The organism is Allobosea sp. GW823-FHT02B03, from assembly GCF_058797755.1.
This window is the reverse complement of the sequence record NZ_JBXAJY010000001.1, coordinates 337,650-355,007: the sequence shown is the minus strand read 5'-3', so window position 1 is coordinate 355,007 and position 17,358 is coordinate 337,650. Positions and strand designations below refer to the sequence as shown.

The following is a 17,358-nucleotide window of genomic DNA, read 5'->3' as shown; positions in this document are numbered from 1 at the left end:
TGTCAGCCACACGGCCCCGCCCCCGCCGGGTTATGGCACCAGGCGAACGCAAAGCGTGAAGCGATGTCATGTCCGGAGCCGTGGAGGATAGCGGCCGTCCGAGGGTCCAGAGCGTCAGGCGGCGCGGCCAGGCGCCGTCTCGCTCGGCATGCCATCCTTGATGACTCCTAGCAGCTGGCCTCTCAGTTCGGGGCTGTCCTTGTGACCATGCACTGCGACGGCATGCTGGACGGCGGCCTCCAGCAGCTCCTTCTCAGAATCGGCGCTGATCGCGATCGAGCACTTCATCTCACTCGGGAATGCGCGGCAGTCGATGAACTTGCGTCCCATGGCGTCCTCCCCTGTGGAAGGCATCGAGCTCCCTCCATCGCCTCGTCGCGATGAAGGCGCCCGGTCGCATTGTAGCCTATCCGGCAGCTCCTGAAAGGCGTCCTGCCTCTCCTGCGTCGTTGGAGGCTCGTGATGCCGGCCCGCTATCGATCGGGGGCAGCACCGGCCACGATGCTCGTTCTCGCCCCTTGCGGATCCAGGCCGCGAACCTGTTCGGGATGAGGCGTCCAGCGCCAGGACATGACGGCGCAGCCGCTCGACGAAGCCATCTTGCATCAGCTTGCCAAGGTGATCTCGCGCCACGCGACTCGGTTGCTTTCCTGCAATCGGTGCGGTTGCCGCGGCGACCAGCATGTGGCGACAGAGGCGAGACTCCAGCGGAGCTTCACGGCCTAGAAGCTCGACGGCGTGTTGATCCAGACGACCACCGTCTCCTGTTCGCTGGCATTGCGCCAGGCATGCGGGCGGCGGCTCTCGAAATAGAAGCTGTCGCCGGCTTCGAGCAGGAAGAACTTGTCTCCGTCGAGAACGATCTCGAGGCTTCCCGAGAGAATGTGCAGGAACTCCTCGCCCTCGTGCTCGTAGGTGCCCTCGCTCGAGGCTCCGGGGGCGAGCTGGAAGCGATGGCATTCCATCAGGGTCTGGCCCCGCGCAAGCGCCTGCACGGTGACGCCGGGCGAGGTGGGCGGCCATGTCGCCCAGGCGCCGGCGCGCACCAGGGATTCGCGCCCGTCATGATCCTCCTGGCCGCTGATCGCCGCCACCGTCGTCCCGAAGTGACGGGCGAGCTCATGCAGGGCCTTGAAGGACAGGCCGACCGAGGTCCGCTCGAAGGTCGAGAGCACCGAGACCGGGATCGCCGTAGCCTGGGCGACATCCTCCAGCGTCTCATGCGCCGCCTGGCGCAGCCGCCGCATCTTCATCCCGACCGGCACTTCCCGCGCTGACACGTCAGCGGCCGCTCCGGCTGGCGCCTCGGATGCGTCCTCACGGCCCATGCGATCGGCGATCGCCGGCGGGTTGAGCCCCTTCTCGCGCCGCAGCCAGGCAATCTCCTGCAGGCGGTCGAGCTGCTCGCGGCTGTAGAGCCGCTGTCCCGACGCGGTCCGGATCGGTTCGATCAGCCCCTGCGCCTCCCAGAGCCGCAAGGTAGAGGCCGAAACCCCCGCCATGCGGGCGGCCTCGGTAATGCGAAATCGAACAGGCTCCACATCCGGTCCCGGGCTGCGCCGATCGTCACGGCGATCGGGCGAGAACCTATGGCGGAAAGCGTCCCGCGGCCATCTTGTCTTCTTGCAGAAAAACTGCAAGAAATTCCTCCAAGAGTTGCCGGCGCAGGCGCGGCCATCCGAGGGGAGCAAGCAATGTCCAATTCCGCCATCGAAGCCCGCAGGGTTGCAGCCGTCTCCCGCGGCGTCGGCGTCGCGACCCAGATCTATGCCGACCGCGCGGAGAACGCCGAGCTTTGGGACACCGAGGGCAAGCGCTACATCGACTTCTCCGCCGGCATCGCCGTGGTGAACACCGGCCACCGCCATCCGCGGGTCATCGCGGCGGTGAAGGAGCAGCTCGAACGCTTCACCCACACCTGCCATCAGGTCGTGCCCTATGAGAACTATGTCGGGCTGGCCGAGCGGCTGAACGAGGCCGTGCCGGGCGACTTCGCCAAGAAGACCATCTTCGTCACCACCGGTGCCGAGGCGACCGAGAACGCGGTCAAGATCGCCCGCGCAGCCACCGGCCGCTCGGCCGTGATCGCCTTCGCCGGCGGCTTCCACGGCCGGACCTTCATGGGCATGTCGATGACCGGCAAGGTGGCGCCCTACAAGGTCGGCTTCGGCCCGATGATGCCGGAGGTCTACCACATCCCCTTCCCGGTCGAGCTGCATGGCGTCACCGCGGAGGTTTCGCTGGCCGCGCTCGACCGGCTGTTCAAGGCCGATGTCGATCCGTCCCGCGTCGCGGCGTTCATCATCGAGCCGATCCAGGGCGAAGGCGGGTTCTACGAGGCGCCGCGCGCCTTCATGACGGCCCTGCGGGCGCTCGCCGACCAGCATGGCATCCTGCTGATCGCCGACGAGGTTCAGACCGGCTTCGCCCGGACCGGCCGGATGTTCGCCATGGAGCGCGCCGGCGTGGTTGCCGACATCACCACCATGGCCAAGGGCCTCGGCGGCGGCTTTCCGATCGCGGCCGTGACCGGCCGCGCGGAGATCATGGACGCTCCCGGTGCCGGTGGCCTCGGCGGAACCTATGGCGGCAACCCGATCGGCATCGCCGCGGCCCATGCCGTGCTCGACGTCATCGCCGATGAGGGGCTTTGCGCACGCGCCGAGCAACTCGGCGCCCGCCTGAAGCAGCGCCTGCAGTCGCTGACGCCGGACATACCGCAGATCGCCGACATCCGCGGCCCCGGCTTCATGAACGCCGTCGAGTTCGCCCTGCCGGGCACGAAGACGCCCGCTCCCGATTTCACCAACCGTGTCCGCGCCCGGGCGCTGGAAAAGGGCCTGATCCTGCTGAACTGCGGCGTCTACGGCAATGTGATCCGCTTCCTCTCGCCGCTGACCATCAGCGACGAGATCTTCTCCGAGGCGCTCGACATCCTCGAGGACAGCCTGCGCGAATGCGCAGCGGAGGCCTGAGGCGATGGCGATCGCAGCAAGCCTCCTCGCGCGGCTGAAGGACACCTCGCTCGTCGTCGAAAGCGGCTTCATCGCCGGCCGGCCCGTCGCCTCCGCGGCGACGGGCCGGACCTTCGAGGTCACCAATCCCTCGACGGGCGAGGTCCTGGCGACATTGCCGGACCTGAACCGCTCTGAGGCTGCCGCCGCCATCGACGCCGCGCAGGAGGCGCAGAAGGACTGGGCGGCCCGCACCGGCAAGGACAGGGCGGCGATCCTGCGCCGGCTGTTCGACCTGATGGTCGCCAATGCGGACGACCTCGCGGCGATCCTCACCGCCGAGATGGGCAAGCCGCTGGCCGAGGCCAAGGGCGAGGTCCTCTACGGCGCCTCCTATGTCGAATGGTTCGGCGAGGAGGCCAAGCGCGTCTATGGCGACACCATCCCCGGGCACCAGCCCGACAAGCGGATCATCGTCGTCAAGCAGCCCGTCGGCGTGGTGGCGGCGATCACGCCGTGGAACTTTCCCAACGCGATGCTGGCGCGAAAGCTGGCGCCGGCCCTGGCCGCCGGCTGCGCCATGTTGGCCAAGCCGGCGTCGGAAACCCCGCTCTCGGCGCTCGCCCTCGCCGTTCTCGCCGAACGTGCCGGACTGCCCGCCGGGCTCTTCAGCGTGCTGCCTTCGACCGATTCCGTCTCCGTCGGCCGCGAGTTCTGCGAGAACCCGAAGATCCGCAAGCTGACCTTCACCGGCTCGACCAATGTCGGCAAGATCCTGATGCGGCAGGGCGCCGACCAGGTGCTCAAGCTCGGGCTCGAACTCGGCGGCAATGCCCCCTTCATCGTCTTCGACGATGCCGATCTCGACGCCGCGGTCGAAGGGGCGATCGTCTCGAAATACCGCAACAACGGCCAGACCTGCGTCTGCGCCAACCGCCTCTACGTCCAGGCCGGAGTCTACGACGCCTTCGCGCAGAAGCTTGCCGAGCGGGTCGGACAGATCAAGGTCGGCGACGGTTTCGAGGCGGGCGCGCTCGCCGGCCCGCTCATCTCGGACAAGGCGCTGGCAAAGGTGGAGGAGCATATCGCCGACGCGACCGCCAAAGGCGCGCAGGTGCTGACCGGCGGCAGACGCGACCAGCGCGGCGGCCTCTATTTCGAGCCGACCGTGCTGACCGGCGCCACCGCGGCGATGAAGGTCGCGCGCGAGGAGACCTTCGGCCCGGTCGCGCCGCTCTTCCGTTTCGAGACCGTCGCCGAGGTGGTGGCGATGGCCAACAACACCGAGTTCGGCCTCGCCTCCTATCTCTACTCGCGCGACGTCTCGAAGATCTTCCGCGTCGCAGAGGCGCTGGAATACGGCATGGTCGGGATCAACACCGGGCTGATCTCGACCGAAGTCGCGCCCTTCGGCGGCATCAAGCAATCGGGCCTCGGCCGCGAAGGCTCGAAATACGGCATCGAGGACTATCTCGAGATCAAATACCTCTGCCTCAGCGTCTAAGGCAGCGCGCCCGGAGCCTCCGGGCGCGCCTGTCTGGGCATGACGCCGAGAAAGGTCATCAGGACATGTTTCTCGATGTCCTGCTTCAGCGTGTCGAGCGTCATGTTCTCGTCCGAGACGCGGCGGCCGAAATGATAAGTCCCGATCGCGGTGATCAGTTCGGCGAGCGCCCTGATGTCGACATCGGCATCGAGCTGGCCGCGCTCCTGGAAGGTTCGCAGCATGCGCCGGTAATGGCGCTCGATCAGCCAGCCAAAGATGATTCCGGCGCGGTGGAGGCGGCTGCCGGGCTGGAGATAGGGTGCGGCCAGGATGACCCGCCAGCATTCCCGGCCGAGCGTGCGCATCGCCTGGTCGGCGAGCAGGCGCTCGAAGCCCTGCACGGCCTCCACGGGGTCGCTCGGCGGGTTCTGAACATAAGCGCTGCGCTCGGCCCAAGAGCTGTAGACATGCCGCGCAGCCAGCGCGGTGAGGATGTTCGCCTTGTTCGTGAAGTAGTTATAGACCGTCGCCGGCGCGACCTCCGCCGCCTCTGCGATCTCCTCGATACGCGTGCTGTCATAGCCGCTCTGCGCGAACAGGCGAGAGGCTGCGCCCAGAATGAGCCCGACGCGGTGCTGCCGGTTGCGCTCTCTCAGTCCGATCACCTTGCTGGCCAAAACGTCCTCCTGCCGATGCCCGAGCTTACCTCAAAAAATTAGAGTTGGCTCTTTTTTTATAGTTGACTCTGATTTTGACGTGGCTAAGCTCTGTAATCACTCGACCAGACAGCCAAGGTCGAAATAAATATAACAGAGGGGCTGCCTTGACAATGACGGCAATGATTCCAGGTCACGACCTGTCGATATCTGGTGTTTCGAAGACATTCGGCACATTCAAAGCTGTCAAAGACGTGTCCATCGACATCAAGGGCGGCGAATTTCTTACGATGCTTGGTCCTTCCGGCTCCGGAAAGACCACCTTGTTGATGATGATTGCCGGGTTCGTGCAACCCGACCAAGGTAGCATCCACCTCGACAGGCAGCCGATTACGCACCTGCCGCCGGAACGCCGCAATTTCGGCATGGTCTTTCAGGGCTATGCCTTGTTCCCGCATCTGTCGGTCTTCGACAATGTGGCCTTTCCCCTGAAGGTCCGCCGGCGCCCGCGCGCCGAGATCGAGGAAAAGGTCAAGGCGGCACTGGATCTGGTCAAGCTGACGACCCAGAGCGAGCGCCTGCCGCGCCAGCTCTCGGGCGGGCAGCAGCAGCGTGTGGCGCTTGCCCGTGCGCTCGTCTTCACCCCTCACCTGCTCCTGCTCGACGAGCCCTTGAGCGCGCTCGACAAGAAGCTGCGCGCCGAACTCCAGGAGGAGCTGAAACGCCTGCACCGCCAGGTCGGGCTCAGCTTCATCTATGTCACGCATGATCAGGACGAGGCGCTGTCCATGTCGGACCGCATCGTCGTGATGAGCGACGGGCGACTGGTCGAGCAGGGCACGCCGGGCGAGCTCTACGACCGGCCCCGGACGGCTTTCGTCGCCGACTTCCTCGGCAAGAGCAATTTCGTGCGCGGCAAGGTCGAGTCTCATGTCGGGGACGGCTTCGTCTTCTCCGGGGATGGCGTGCGCTTCGTGCAGAAGGCACGCGATGCCAAACCGGGCATCGGCTCGAACGTCACGGTCGCGCTGCGGCCGGAAAAGCTCTCCATCGTCGCCCCTGGCACCGAAAGCGACAACCGGCTGAGCGGCGTCGTCAGCGAGTGGAACTACTTTGGTTCGGAGTTCCGCATCCTCGTCGAAACCGCGGGCTGCGGCCCGATCAGCGTCTCGCTGCCGGCCTGGAATGCGGGCGCGGCTCCGGAAGTCGGGCAATCCCTCGAGCTGGGCTGGAGCGCGCGGGCGGGGATGGAAGTCCAGGAGGCCTGACGGCCGAGCCAGGCGACCGGAAAGCCTCATCTTCATCATCAACAAGAACAGGGGATCATGATGGAAAAGCAGAGCTTCGCGGAAGATTGCAGGGCCCTCGCGGCCGAACTCGGCGGCGGTCAGACCCGTCGCGACCTGATCCGCAGTGCGCTCGCGCTCGGCATCGCGCCTGCGGCGCTCGCGCTGGGCGGTGGCGCCGCGCGGGCCCAGGCCGGCAAGGAAGTGGTGCTGGTCAATTTCGGCGGCGTCGCGATGAAGGCCTTCGACGAGGCCTATGTGAAGCCGTTCGCCGCCCAGGGCGGCAAGATCGTGCTCGACGGCAGCGGCGCGCTCAACGGCAAGATCCTCACCATGGTCCAGTCGCGCCACGTCACCTGGGACATCTGCGACGCCGGCATCACGACCCTTGCCGAGCTCGGCCCGCATGGCGCGCTGGAAAAGATCGATTACTCGATCGTCGACAAGACCAAGCTGGATCCCACCTTTGCCTATGACGAAGGCGTGGTGAACTACATGTTCAGCTCGGTCCTCGCCTGGGACAAGAGCAAGATTTCCGGCGAGCCGACGCTGGCCGACTTCTTCGACACCAAGAAGTATCCGGGCCGGCGCATGATGCGCAAGGACTCGCAGGCCATGCTCGAATTCGCGCTGCTGGCCGACGGCGTGCCGAAGGACAAGCTCTACCCGCTCGACGTCAAGCGTGCCTTCGCCAAGATCGCGACGATCAAGAAGGACCTGCTGTTCTGGAACAGCGGCTCGGAGAGCCAGAGCCTGATGCGCGACGGCGAATGCGTGATGGGCCTGCTCTGGCACACCCGCGCCAATGTGCTGGCCGACGAGACGCAGGGCCGCGTCACCTACACCTTCAAGGACGGCCTGCTCCAGCCCGGCCTCTGGGTCGTGCCCAAGGGCAACCCGGCCGGCAAGGAAGCGATGCGCGCCATCGCCTCGATGCAGCAGCCGGAAGGCCAGGTGAAGCTCCTGGCGGCGATGGGCAACGGCCCGTCGAACCCCGCCGCCGACGCGCTCGTGCCGGCGGAGCTGAAGAAGAAGAACCCGTCGGACGCCGCCAACGCCGCGGTCCAGGCCAAGATCAACGCCGATTGGTACAAGGCCAACCATTCGAAGACCTTCCAGAGCTTCCTGGATCTGATCTCCTCGTAACGGCTCGGCGTCTCGCGACGCACGACGGGTCATGCCCTCCCCAAAGGGGGCATGACCGCGCCCGAGGGCGCTTTCCCACCCCGATCGGACATGTGATGACTGCTCCTGCCGACTCAGCGCGCAGCCGGGCCGGTCTCAGCCTCTTCGCGTCGCCTGCGACGCGCTATTGGCTGCTGATCGCGCCGGCTCTCCTCCTGATGGGGGTCTTCTACATCTACCCGATCGGCCGCGTGCTCTGGATGAGCGTCACCGTGCCGGCTCCGGGCCTCGACAATTACGAGTTGCTCGCCAGCAGCGCCTCGATCCAGCGCATGCTCTGGACCACGGCCCGCATCAGCGTGCTGACGACGATGTTCACGCTGCTGCTGGCCTATGTCGTCGCCTATGCGCTCGTGCACGCCTCGCCCAATGTCCAGCGCTGGATGTTCCTCGGCGTGCTCGTGCCGCTCTGGATCTCCGTGCTGGTGCGCGCCTTCGCCTGGTTCGTACTGCTGCGCCGCGAGGGGCTGATCAACTCGGCGCTGATGGCGACGGGCGTCACCGACTCCCCGCTGAGCCTGATCTGGAACGAGACCGGCGTCATGATCGGCATGGTGCACTACATGCTGCCGCTCGGCATCCTGCCGATCTTCTCGAACATGCGGGACATCGACCAGCGCTGCATCGCCGCCGCCCGCGGCCTCGGCGCCTCGCGGTTCGAAGCCTTCTGGCGAGTGTTCCTGCCGCTTTCCTTGCCCGGCGTCGTCGGCGCGAGCATCCTGGTCTTCATCTTCTCGCTCGGCTTCTTCGTCACCCCGGCCCTGCTCGGCGGCGGCAAGACGCTGATGATCGCCGAATACATCAAGGTCCAGATCCTCGAGGTCGTGCGCTGGGGCGTCGCCAGCATGCTCGCCGCGGTGCTGCTGATCGTCATCGGCGTGCTGCTCGCGGCGCTGAGCCGGCTGGTCAATCTGCGCAAACTCTTCGGGGCGGGCTGAGACCATGACCGCAAACGGCTTCGGCAACATCTCGATCATGACACGCTCGCTGGCGTGGCTGATCATCTGCTTCCTCGTCCTTCCGATCACCGTGGTCTTCGCCGTTTCGGTGACCGACCGGCACTATCTCTCGCTGCCGGAGTCGGAGGTCTCGTTCCAGTACTACCGCAACCTGTTCAGCAGCGGTCCCTGGCTGACCAGCATCCTGCAGAGCTTCATCATCGCCTGCGTCTCGACGGCGGTGGCCGTCGTCGCCGGCACGCTCTGCGCCATCGGCTGCTGGCGCCTCGGCAACCGCGCCAGCGACTTCGTCCGCATGCTGATGCTGGTGCCGATCATGGTGCCGACCATCGTCTACGCGCTCGGCATCTACCAGTTCTGGATCGACCTGCGCCTGCTCGACACCTACACCGGCCTGATCATCGCCCATGCGGTGACGGGTGTCCCCTATGTGGTGATCACGGTTTCGACCGCGCTCGCCGGCTTCGATCCGCGCCTCGAACAGGCCTCGCTCAGCCTCGGCGCCAGCATGAGCCAGACGCTGCGCCTGGTGATCATCCCGAACATCATGCCCGGCGTCGTCTCGGGGCTGATCTTCGCCTTCATCCATAGCTGGGATGAGCTCGTCCTCGCCCTCTTCATCGCCGGTCGCGCCGTCTTCACCCTGCCGCGCCGCATGTGGGACGGCATCAACGAGGCGCTCGATCCCACCATGGCCGCCGTCGCGGCGGTCCTCATCGCCGTCACCGTGAGCCTTCTGTGCGCGGACGCCTATGTGCGCTCCCGGCGCGGGAACTGAACCATCCGAAAAGGCAGAACCATGTCCGACATCAGCGGTTTTGGCGCCGACAAGCAGAGCGCCCTCGCCTGGCTGGAAGAGAACGCAGAGCGTCTCTCCGCCGACCATATGACGATCTGGGACCTGCACGAGCCGTCCTGGCGCGAGTACCGCTCCGCCGCCTGGTATGTCGAGCGGCTGCGCGCCGAGGGCTTCACCGTCGAGGAAGGCTCCGGCGGGATGCCGACGGCGTTCTGCGCCGAATGGTCCAATGGCGAGGGTCCGACCATCGGCGGCTATGCCGAGTACGACGCCGTGCCCGGCACCTCCCAGGAGGCCGTGCCCTTCCGCAAGCCGCGCGAGGGCGTGAGCCGCCACGCCGCCGGCCATACCGACCCGCACTCGGCGCTCGGCATCGGCGCGTTCGCCGGTTTCCTCGCCGCCAAGCACGCCATGGAGAAGCACGGCATCAAGGGGCGCATCAAGTTCTTCGGCGAGCCGGCCGAGAAGATGTGCGGCTCGAAGCCGGTGCACGCTGCGAAGGGCTACTACAACGATCTCGACGCGGCGATCAGCTTCCACCCGCACTCGTTCCCGGCGCTGGCGAACAGCTGCTTCTGGGATACCCACAGCGCGCCCTACTGGAGCCGCGTCTACACCTTCGAGTGCCCGAACCCGGAGACCTGGCAGCAGACCGGCGCCTTCGCCGGCGTGACCCACAGCCACTCGACCGCGCGCGCCCCGGGCGCGATCGACGCGGTCTGCCTGATGTACACCTCGTCCAAGTACATGAAGGAGTCGATGCTGCCGCATCACGGCAGCTGGACGCTCAACGAGCACATCATCCAGGCGGGCTATGCGGCCGCGGACAATCTCGCGCCCGGCCTCGCCCAGATCCAGTACTCCCTGCGCGCCCCGACGCTCGACATGTGCGAGCGCGTCTTCGCGGTGCTCGACCGCAATGCCGAGCATTGCGCCGCGATGAGCCACTGCACGGTCAGCCCCGCCTGGATCACCCGCACCCGCGCCGGCCTGCCGAACCACGCGATGGCGCAGGCGGCCTGGCGCAACTTCGCCGCGATCGGCGCGCCGCAATGGGGCGAGGACGCGCGCGCCTTCGGCCGTGAGATCCAGCGCAATCTCGGCCTGGAGCCGATGGACGACCCGTTCATGCCCGAGATCCAGCGCCTGACGGCGCCCTGGGAGGGCGAGGAGGCCTTCCGTGCGCAACTGCCGTCCTGGCAGAAGAACCTCGCTGCCGACGACTATGTCGACTACACGTGGCACGCGCCGACGGTGCGGCTCTATGTCGGCCGCCCGACCCTCAAGGCGCCGCCCGGCTACCGCTATCCGGAGTGGACCCGCTACGCCATGGGCGGCATGCCGGCCTGCATCGACCCGATGTGGAGCACGGCCGCCAAGGTCATCGCCACCACCATCGTCGACCTCCTGACCGACGGCACCAGCCTCGCCGCCGCGCAGGCGGAGTTCAAGGATCGCACCGGCGGCGGCATCGGCGGCGAGAAATGGGTCGCGCCGCTTCTGCCGGCCGATTTCGAGGCCCCCGTCAATTATCGCTGGCCGGAATACGTCACCACCGCCCGTGGCGACGAATGGACCATTCCGACCGCTGCCGGCTGAGACCCGGCTGCGAGAGATCAGTTCAGCATCGGATTCAGGAGAAGACCATGTCGATCATTTCGGAACACGAATACCGCTACAACATGCTCATCAAGACCTTCGCCTCGCGGGCCGAGCCGGCCTTCGAGGCCGAGTCCGAGCAGGTCGAAGTCTGGGGGCAGCGCTGGGGCTGCAACAACGATGTCGGCCAGATCCGCAAGGTGCTAATGCACCGCCCCGGCCCGGAGCTCAACGTCGTCGATCCCACCAAGCGCATCCCCGACATCGGCGCCTTCGGTGACCCGGAGAAAGGCTGGTACTGGCGCGGCGACTCGATCCCCGACCTTCCGGCCCAGCAGGCCCAGCATGACAAGCTCGTCGCCGCGCTGCGCGAGGAAGGTGCCGAGGTCGTCTTCCTCGACGAATGCGCGCCCGGCAAGATGAAGTCCGTCTACACCCGCGACAGCGTCATCGCCATCGATGGCGGCGCCATCGTCACCCGTCTCGGCCCGCCGATCCGCCGTGGCGAGGAACTGCCGGTCACGCGCACCCTCGGCAAGCTCGGCATGCCGATCCTGCGGACCATCGGCGGCACCGGCCTGATGGAAGGCGGCAGCTTCGCCTTCATCACGCCGAAGGTCGCCGTCGTCGGCCTTTCGAGCCGCGTCAACGAGGAAGGCGCCCGCCAGCTCGAGGAAGTGCTGCGTGTCCACGGGGTCGAATTGCTGCGGGTCGAGCTCACCGGCTATCGCCTGCACATCGACGGCATGTTCGTGATGGTCGACGCCGAGACCGCGTTCGTGAATCCGACGCTGCTGCCCTTCTGGTTCCTCGAGCGGCTGAAGCAGCTCGGCATCCGCCAGATCGAGGTCTGCCCGGATGACGGCAACTGGGTGATCAACTGCCTTGCGGTGCGCCCGGGCCGGGTGATCATGGCCGGCGGCCTCTCCGAGCGCACGCAGGCGAAGTTCGACAAGGCGGGCATCTCCGTCCGCGTCGTAGAGTACGACAAGGTTGCGCTCGGCGGCGGCGGCATTCACTGCTCGACCTCGCCGCTCGTTCGCGATCCGCTCTGACATCAGAGCCGGATCCGATCAGATTGAATCCATCTGATCGGAACGGGCTCCGCGGGCCGGGCTCACGCCCGGCCCTCACATTCCTCCGGCAGGACAAGGCGGGACAAGAGGGCATGAACGGCGCGGAAAGCCTGGTCAGGACGCTGATCGCCAGCGGGATCGATACGTGTTTCGCCAATCCGGGCACGTCTGAAATGCACTTCGTCGCGGCGCTCGACCGCGTCCCCGGCATGCGCTGCGTGCTCGGGCTGTTCGAGGGCGTCGTCTCCGGCGCAGCCGACGGCTATGCCCGGATGGCCGACAAGCCGGCCGCCACCCTGCTGCATCTCGGGCCCGGCCTCGGCAATGCACTCGCCAATCTCCACAACGCCCGCAAGGCCAATACCCCGATCGTCAACATCGTCGGCGATCATGCCACGCACCACGCCGTCTACGACGCGCCCCTGACCTCCGATGTCGAAGGCGTGGCCCGGCCGATGTCAGACTGGGTCAGGACCTCGAAGGATGCCCGCGCGGTCGCACGCGACGGCGCCGAAGCGGTAGCCGCGGCGCTTTCGGGCGCCGGCCGGGTCGCGACCTTGATCCTGCCGGCCGACACCGCCTGGAACGATGCCGACGGCCCGGCGCCGCGCCTGCCCTTGCCGGCACGGCCGAAGGTCTCGGACGAGGCACTGAAGGACGCCGCCGCCGCTCTGCGATCCGGCGAGCCGACTTTGCTGCTGGTCGGCGGCCGCGCCTTGCGCGCCCGCCCGCTGGAGCTCGCCAGCCGGATCGCGCAAACCCATGGTGCGCGCCTGATGGCGCCGACCTCCAATGCCCGCATCGCACGCGGCGCCGGGCGCGTCGTGCTCGAGCGGGTCTTCTACCCGGTCGCGGACTCGCTCGCGCAACTCAGCGAAGTGCGCCGCGTCGTCCTGGTCGGTGCGCAGGAGCCGGTGGCCTTCTTCGCCTATCCCGGCAAGCCGAGCCTCGTGCTGCCGCCCGAATGCGCCATCCACCGCCTCGCCGCGCCGGAGGACGATCTCGAAGACGCGCTCGAACGCCTCGCCGACCTGATCGGTGCCGGCGCACCGCCGGTCCTGCAGGCGCTGGCCCGTCCGGACCTTCCCTCGGGGGCGCTCACCGCCGAGGCCGCCGCCGCCGTCGTCGGCGCATTGATGCCGGAGGACGCGATCCTCATCGACGAGAGCATCAATGCCGCGGGCTTCTGCTACCGGCACACGGCCGGCGCTCCCGCGCATGACTGGCTGCAGCTGACCGGTGGCTCGATCGGCATCGGCCTGCCGCTGGCGACCGGCGCTGCCGTGGCCTGCCCGGAGCGGCGCACGGTAGCGCTGCAGGCCGATGGCAGCGGCATGTACACCTTGCAGGCGCTGTGGACGCAGGCACGCGAGAATCTCAATGTCACCAACATCATCTTCGCGAACCGGGCGTATCAGAGCCTCGAGACCGAGCTGTTCAATGTCGGCGCGCTGAACCCAGGACGGACGGCGCTCGACATGCTCGACCTGCGCCGCCCCGATCTCGACTGGGTCAAGCTCGCCGGCGGCATGGGCGTGGAAGCCGCCCGCGCGGACAGCGTCGAGCGCCTGATCGAACTCGTCGGAATCAGCTTCCGCCAGCCGGGGCCGTTCCTGATCGAAGTCCCCTGCTGAGAAACGTCATGACGAAGCGCGCGAACAATCTGAGCATCGATGCAAGGCGTCTCTGGAGCGATCTCATGGAGACCGCCCGGATCGGCGGAACCGCCAAGGGCGGCATCCGGCGCCTGACGCTGGGCGAGGAAGATCGCCGCGTCCGGGACTGGTTCCGGGCCGAATGCGAGAGCCTCGGCTGCAGCGTGCATGTCGACGAGGTCGGCAACATGTTCGCGATCAGGCCGGGCCGGAACAACGCGCTGCCACCAATCGCCATGGGCAGCCATCTCGACACGCAGCCGACCGGTGGCAAGTTCGACGGTGTGCTCGGCGTGCTCGCCGGGCTCGAATGCCTGCGGACCCTGCACGCCGCCGACTATGAGACCCATGCGCCGGTCATGCTGGCCAACTGGACGAACGAGGAAGGCTCGCGCTTCGCGCCCGCCATGCTCGGCTCCGGCGTCCATGCCGGCGTGTTCGACCGGACCTATGCCGATACGCGCAAGGATGGTGAGGGCGTGAGCTTCGCCGAGGCGATCGAGGCGATCTCCTATCGTGGCGAGGTCGGGATCGGAACGACGCCGATCGGCGCCATGTTCGAGCTCCATATCGAGCAGGGGCCGATCCTCGAGGCCGAGGGCGATACGATCGGTGTCGTCACCGGCGTCCAGGGCATGCGCTGGTACGATGTCGAGATCACCGGCCGAGAGTCGCATGCCGGCTCGACGCCGATGGCGATGCGCCGGGACGCCCTCCCCGCCGCGGCCGCGCTGGTGCTGGCCGTGCAGGCTGCCGCCCGCGCCTGCCCCGGGGCCGTCGCCACCGTCGGAACGATCGCGGTCCATCCCGGCTCCCGCAACGTCATTCCCGGCGCAGCCTCGCTCTCGGTCGACCTGCGCCATCCCGATGCCGGCGCGCTCGACGGGACCGAGGCTGCCATCGAGCAGGCTCTGGCGGCAATCTGCGCCGAACACGGCGTCACCGGCACGCTGACGCGGATCTGGGACTCGCCGCCCGTGCCCTTCGATCCCGGCTGCATCGCTTCGGTGCGCGATGCCGCCGGCAGCCTCGGCTACCGCATGCGCGACATCGTCTCCGGCGCCGGCCACGATGCCGCCTATATCGCCCGCATCGCGCCGACGGCGATGATCTTCGTGCCCTGTGCCGGGGGCCTCAGCCACAACGAGGCGGAGGACGCCTCCTTCGAGGATTGCGGCGCCGGAGCGCAGGTGCTGCTCCAGGCCGTGCTCGACTACGACCGCCGGCTCGCCGAGACGAAACCGGGAGCGACCCCGTGAAATCCTGGCGCCGGCTCGATATCGGCGGCCGCCGGGTTCCGGCCGCCGACGCCGCGGCCAACTTCGGCCACGGCTGCGAGAACGCGGCGGCATGAGCCTGCCCCAGGAAGCGCTGGCGGCGCTCAGGACCGCCCTCGGCGATGAGCAGATCCGCGTCGGCGACGCCGTGCCCGTGCGCAACCGCGCCGACAGCGCCGGGTTGCCGCCTTGCGCCCCGGCGGCGCTGCTGCTGCCACGCAGCACGGCCGAGGTTTCAGCGGCCCTAGCGATCTGCCATCGCTTCTCGCTGGCGGTCGTCGTCCAGGGCGGCCTGACCGGGCTCGCAGGCGGCGCGCATCCGGTCGAAGGCGAGATCGCGCTCTCGCTCGAACGCATGAACGGCATCGAGGAGCTTGATCCCGTCGGCCGGACGATGACCGCCCTCGCCGGCACGGCGCTCGAGGCGATCCAGCAGCGGGCGGCCGAGGCCGGGCTCCTCTACGGCGTCGATCTCGGCGCGCGCGGCAGCTGCACCATCGGCGGCAATGTCGCGACCAATGCCGGGGGCGTGCAGGTCCTACGTTATGGCATGACCCGCCGCAACGTGCTCGGCCTCGAAGCGGTGCTGCCGGACGGCCGCATCGTCAGCTCGCTCGTCAAGGTCATCAAGAACAATGCCGGCTACGACTGGACCCAGCTCCTGATCGGCAGCGAGGGCACGCTCGGCGTCGTCACGCGTGTCCTGCTGGCGCTGCAGCCGGCCGTGCCGAGCCACCACACCGCGCTCTGTTCCGTCGCGGGCGTCGCTGAAGCCTTGCAGGTACTCGACCGGTTAGAGGCGAAGCTGCCGGGCGGCCTCCTCGCCTTCGAGGCGATGTGGCGCGACTATCTCGCCGCCACGGCAGCCCATGCCGCGCTGCAGCCGCCCTTCACATCGGGCCCAGCACTCACCCTGCTGGTCGAGGCGGCGCTTCCCGCCGGCGAAGCCTATGCGGAGCTGTTCCTGGAGGCGCTCGGCGCGCTCGTCGAGGAAGGGCTGCTCGAAGACGTGCTCGTCGCGCAATCGAGCCGGGAACGCGCCCGCTTCTGGACCTATCGCGAGGCGAGTTCGGAGTTCTACCGGCACCTGCCGACCGGCCTGCATTTCGACATCAGCGTGCCGCTTGCGGCGATGGCGCAGGGTGTCGATCTCCTGCACGCCCGGATCGCCGAGGCTAGGCCCGACGCAACACTGATCCTGTTCGGGCACCTCGCCGACAGCAATCTGCATCTCTCGATCCATCCGCCCGAAGGCACGGGCTTCGACGGACTTGCCGAGGTGGTGTACCGCACCGTCCGGGACGTCGAGGGCAGTATCTCGGCCGAACACGGCGTCGGCGTGCTGAAGCGCCCCTATCTCGGCTACAGCCGCTCCGATTCCGAGCTCGCCTTGATGCGAACGCTCAAGGACGCGCTCGACCCAGGGAGGATCCTGAACCGCGGCCGCATCCTGGCATGATGTCCCGTCCAGCGATTCCTGGCCGCCGGTCGCAGTTTCAGGTCAATTCCCTGTCCTGCAGGGGCTCCGGCCAGAACGGAACCTGATCGCGCCGCGGCTGCCAGGTTCCCTGATCGGCGAGGCCGCGGACATGAGCGGCGATCTCGGCAAGGGTAGCGAACCAGACGCCGCCCTTCTCCTGCATGTATTCGATCAGCCCGGCGAAGGCGTCCGCGCGGGACGGACGCCCCGAGACGAAGGGGTGCCAGACGGCGTTCCACAGGCCGCCATGGCGCCAGGCGGCGTCGAACTCGGCCCGGAAGACCTCCATCGCCCGCGCCGGCGAGGCGATCGGCAGCATGTAGCCGAACTCCTTGACGCAGACATATTGCGTCCAATCGTCGAGCGACATGTCGGTCGGCAGCTCGACGAGATCTCCGCGTGCATTGCCGATCAGATAGGGCTGGTCGTCGCCCAGCAGCGAGCTGTCATAGCGGAAGCCGCTATCCTGCAGCAGCTCCAGCGTGTGCCGGGAAAAGGCGTAGGCCGGGGCACGATAGCCGGCAGGCTTCTGCCCGCTCAGCCGCGCCAACGCCTCGATCCCGCGCCCGAGGCTCTCCGCCTCCTCGTCTCGGCTCTGCGTATTCGGCCGCCTGTGGAGGTAGCCATGATGGCCGAGCTCATGCCCCGCCACGAGGATCTGTTCGACGGTCGCCGGATAGGCTTCGACGCACCATCCCGGGATAAAGAAGGTCTGCCGCAACCCGGAGCGGCGGAATATCTCCAGAAGCCGCGGCACGGCGACCTGCGGCTCGTAGCGCAGCATCGAGGCCAGTGCGACACGGTCCGGCGCCTGCTCGCGGAAGTTGATGTGAAGCAGCGCCTCCGCATCCATGTCGAAGGTATAGGCGACGGCGCAACGCGCATTGTTGGGCCAGGGGATCGGATTGCTGATCATCGACGCTGGCCCCGGGTGCAATTCACGGTC

15 protein-coding genes are annotated in these 17,358 nt (G+C 67.5%); 11 read left to right on the top strand and 4 right to left on the bottom strand.

Annotated elements, in window-relative coordinates; translation table 11 throughout:
* Nucleotides 1–114: 114 nt before the first annotated feature.
* Both AC1REK_RS01665 and AC1REK_RS01660 read right to left on the bottom strand, forming a co-directional pair.
* Entirely contained in the window at nt 115–330 is a 216-nt protein-coding gene (locus AC1REK_RS01665) for a DUF1059 domain-containing protein (RefSeq protein ID WP_316018241.1), read from the bottom strand.
* A 392-nt stretch (nt 331–722) separates the two neighbouring features.
* On the bottom strand, nt 723–1,502 hold the full coding sequence (locus AC1REK_RS01660; RefSeq protein ID WP_492267415.1) for a cupin domain-containing protein: 780 nt from the start codon (nt 1,500–1,502) through the stop codon (nt 723–725).
* Nucleotides 1,503–1,694: 192 nt separating this feature from the next.
* Between AC1REK_RS01660 and AC1REK_RS01655 the strand changes: the two genes are divergently transcribed.
* Nucleotides 1,695–2,975 carry a 4-aminobutyrate--2-oxoglutarate transaminase gene (locus AC1REK_RS01655; protein ID WP_492267416.1) on the top strand — a complete coding sequence of 427 codons (1,281 nt, stop codon included), beginning with the start codon at nt 1,695–1,697 and terminating at the stop codon, nt 2,973–2,975.
* Between the two features lie 4 nt (nt 2,976–2,979).
* Nucleotides 2,980–4,458, top strand: coding sequence for an NAD-dependent succinate-semialdehyde dehydrogenase (locus AC1REK_RS01650; protein ID WP_492267417.1), 1,479 nt, complete (start codon nt 2,980–2,982; stop codon nt 4,456–4,458).
* On the opposite strand, the gene AC1REK_RS01645 is transcribed toward AC1REK_RS01650, so the two are convergent.
* The gene (locus AC1REK_RS01645) at nt 4,455–5,117 is read right to left on the bottom strand and encodes a TetR/AcrR family transcriptional regulator (RefSeq protein ID WP_316018158.1); all 663 of its coding nucleotides are present in this window, start codon (nt 5,115–5,117) and stop codon (nt 4,455–4,457) included. The genes AC1REK_RS01650 and AC1REK_RS01645 overlap by 4 nt on opposite strands.
* 74 nt (nt 5,118–5,191) lie before the next feature.
* Here AC1REK_RS01645 and AC1REK_RS01640 point away from each other — a divergent pair, with 74 nt between their 5' ends.
* The 9 genes from AC1REK_RS01640 (at nt 5,192) to AC1REK_RS01600 (ending at nt 16,391) form a co-directional block, all read left to right on the top strand.
* Nucleotides 5,192–6,364, top strand: coding sequence for an ABC transporter ATP-binding protein (locus tag AC1REK_RS01640; protein WP_492267418.1), 1,173 nt, complete (start codon nt 5,192–5,194; stop codon nt 6,362–6,364).
* 57 nt (nt 6,365–6,421) lie between these two features.
* Nucleotides 6,422–7,528, top strand: a complete 1,107-nt coding sequence (locus AC1REK_RS01635) for an ABC transporter substrate-binding protein (protein ID WP_327523064.1) — start codon at nt 6,422–6,424, stop codon at nt 7,526–7,528.
* Nucleotides 7,529–7,623: 95 nt separating this feature from the next.
* On the top strand, nt 7,624–8,505 hold the full coding sequence (locus AC1REK_RS01630; protein ID WP_492267420.1) for an ABC transporter permease: 882 nt from the start codon (nt 7,624–7,626) through the stop codon (nt 8,503–8,505).
* Nucleotides 8,506–8,509: 4 nt separating this feature from the next.
* Entirely contained in the window at nt 8,510–9,304 is a 795-nt protein-coding gene (locus tag AC1REK_RS01625; protein ID WP_316018154.1) for an ABC transporter permease, read from the top strand.
* 21 nt (nt 9,305–9,325) lie between these two features.
* Nucleotides 9,326–10,924 (top strand): M20/M25/M40 family metallo-hydrolase, encoded by a 1,599-nt coding sequence (locus AC1REK_RS01620; protein ID WP_492267421.1) that lies wholly within the window; start codon nt 9,326–9,328, stop codon nt 10,922–10,924.
* Between the two features lie 47 nt (nt 10,925–10,971).
* Nucleotides 10,972–11,979: a dimethylarginine dimethylaminohydrolase family protein gene (locus tag AC1REK_RS01615; RefSeq protein ID WP_327523061.1), complete on the top strand. Its 1,008-nt coding sequence runs from the start codon at nt 10,972–10,974 to the stop codon at nt 11,977–11,979.
* Between the two features lie 113 nt (nt 11,980–12,092).
* On the top strand, nt 12,093–13,634 hold the full coding sequence (locus AC1REK_RS01610) for an acetolactate synthase large subunit (RefSeq protein ID WP_492267422.1): 1,542 nt from the start codon (nt 12,093–12,095) through the stop codon (nt 13,632–13,634).
* 8 nt (nt 13,635–13,642) lie between these two features.
* Nucleotides 13,643–14,914 (top strand): Zn-dependent hydrolase, encoded by a 1,272-nt coding sequence (locus AC1REK_RS01605; protein ID WP_492267423.1) that lies wholly within the window; start codon nt 13,643–13,645, stop codon nt 14,912–14,914.
* 91 nt (nt 14,915–15,005) lie between these two features.
* Complete coding sequence (locus AC1REK_RS01600) at nt 15,006–16,391, top strand: FAD-binding oxidoreductase (protein WP_492267424.1); 1,386 nt, start codon at nt 15,006–15,008, stop codon at nt 16,389–16,391.
* A gap of 37 nt (nt 16,392–16,428) precedes the next feature.
* Here the strand turns inward: AC1REK_RS01600 and AC1REK_RS01595 are convergent, their stop codons facing one another.
* Entirely contained in the window at nt 16,429–17,328 is a 900-nt protein-coding gene (locus AC1REK_RS01595) for a polysaccharide deacetylase family protein (RefSeq protein WP_492267425.1), read from the bottom strand.
* Nucleotides 17,329–17,358 lie beyond the last annotated feature (30 nt).

Excerpts from the sequence above, each read along its gene's own strand:
- AC1REK_RS01665 (WP_316018241.1), bottom strand. The coding sequence starts at position 330 with ATGGGACGCAAGTTCATCGACTGCCGCGCATTCCCGAGTGAGATGAAG.
- AC1REK_RS01660 (WP_492267415.1), bottom strand. The coding sequence starts at position 1,502 with ATGGCGGGGGTTTCGGCCTCTACCTTGCGGCTCTGGGAGGCGCAGGGG.
- AC1REK_RS01655 (WP_492267416.1), top strand. The coding sequence starts at position 1,695 with ATGTCCAATTCCGCCATCGAAGCCCGCAGGGTTGCAGCCGTCTCCCGC.
- AC1REK_RS01650 (WP_492267417.1), top strand. The coding sequence starts at position 2,980 with ATGGCGATCGCAGCAAGCCTCCTCGCGCGGCTGAAGGACACCTCGCTC.
- AC1REK_RS01635 (WP_327523064.1), top strand. The coding sequence starts at position 6,422 with ATGATGGAAAAGCAGAGCTTCGCGGAAGATTGCAGGGCCCTCGCGGCC.
- AC1REK_RS01630 (WP_492267420.1), top strand. The coding sequence starts at position 7,624 with ATGACTGCTCCTGCCGACTCAGCGCGCAGCCGGGCCGGTCTCAGCCTC.
- AC1REK_RS01625 (WP_316018154.1), top strand. The coding sequence starts at position 8,510 with ATGACCGCAAACGGCTTCGGCAACATCTCGATCATGACACGCTCGCTG.
- AC1REK_RS01620 (WP_492267421.1), top strand. The coding sequence starts at position 9,326 with ATGTCCGACATCAGCGGTTTTGGCGCCGACAAGCAGAGCGCCCTCGCC.
- AC1REK_RS01615 (WP_327523061.1), top strand. The coding sequence starts at position 10,972 with ATGTCGATCATTTCGGAACACGAATACCGCTACAACATGCTCATCAAG.
- AC1REK_RS01610 (WP_492267422.1), top strand. The coding sequence starts at position 12,093 with ATGAACGGCGCGGAAAGCCTGGTCAGGACGCTGATCGCCAGCGGGATC.
- AC1REK_RS01605 (WP_492267423.1), top strand. The coding sequence starts at position 13,643 with ATGACGAAGCGCGCGAACAATCTGAGCATCGATGCAAGGCGTCTCTGG.
- AC1REK_RS01600 (WP_492267424.1), top strand. The coding sequence starts at position 15,006 with ATGAGCCTGCCCCAGGAAGCGCTGGCGGCGCTCAGGACCGCCCTCGGC.
- AC1REK_RS01595 (WP_492267425.1), bottom strand. The coding sequence starts at position 17,328 with ATGATCAGCAATCCGATCCCCTGGCCCAACAATGCGCGTTGCGCCGTC.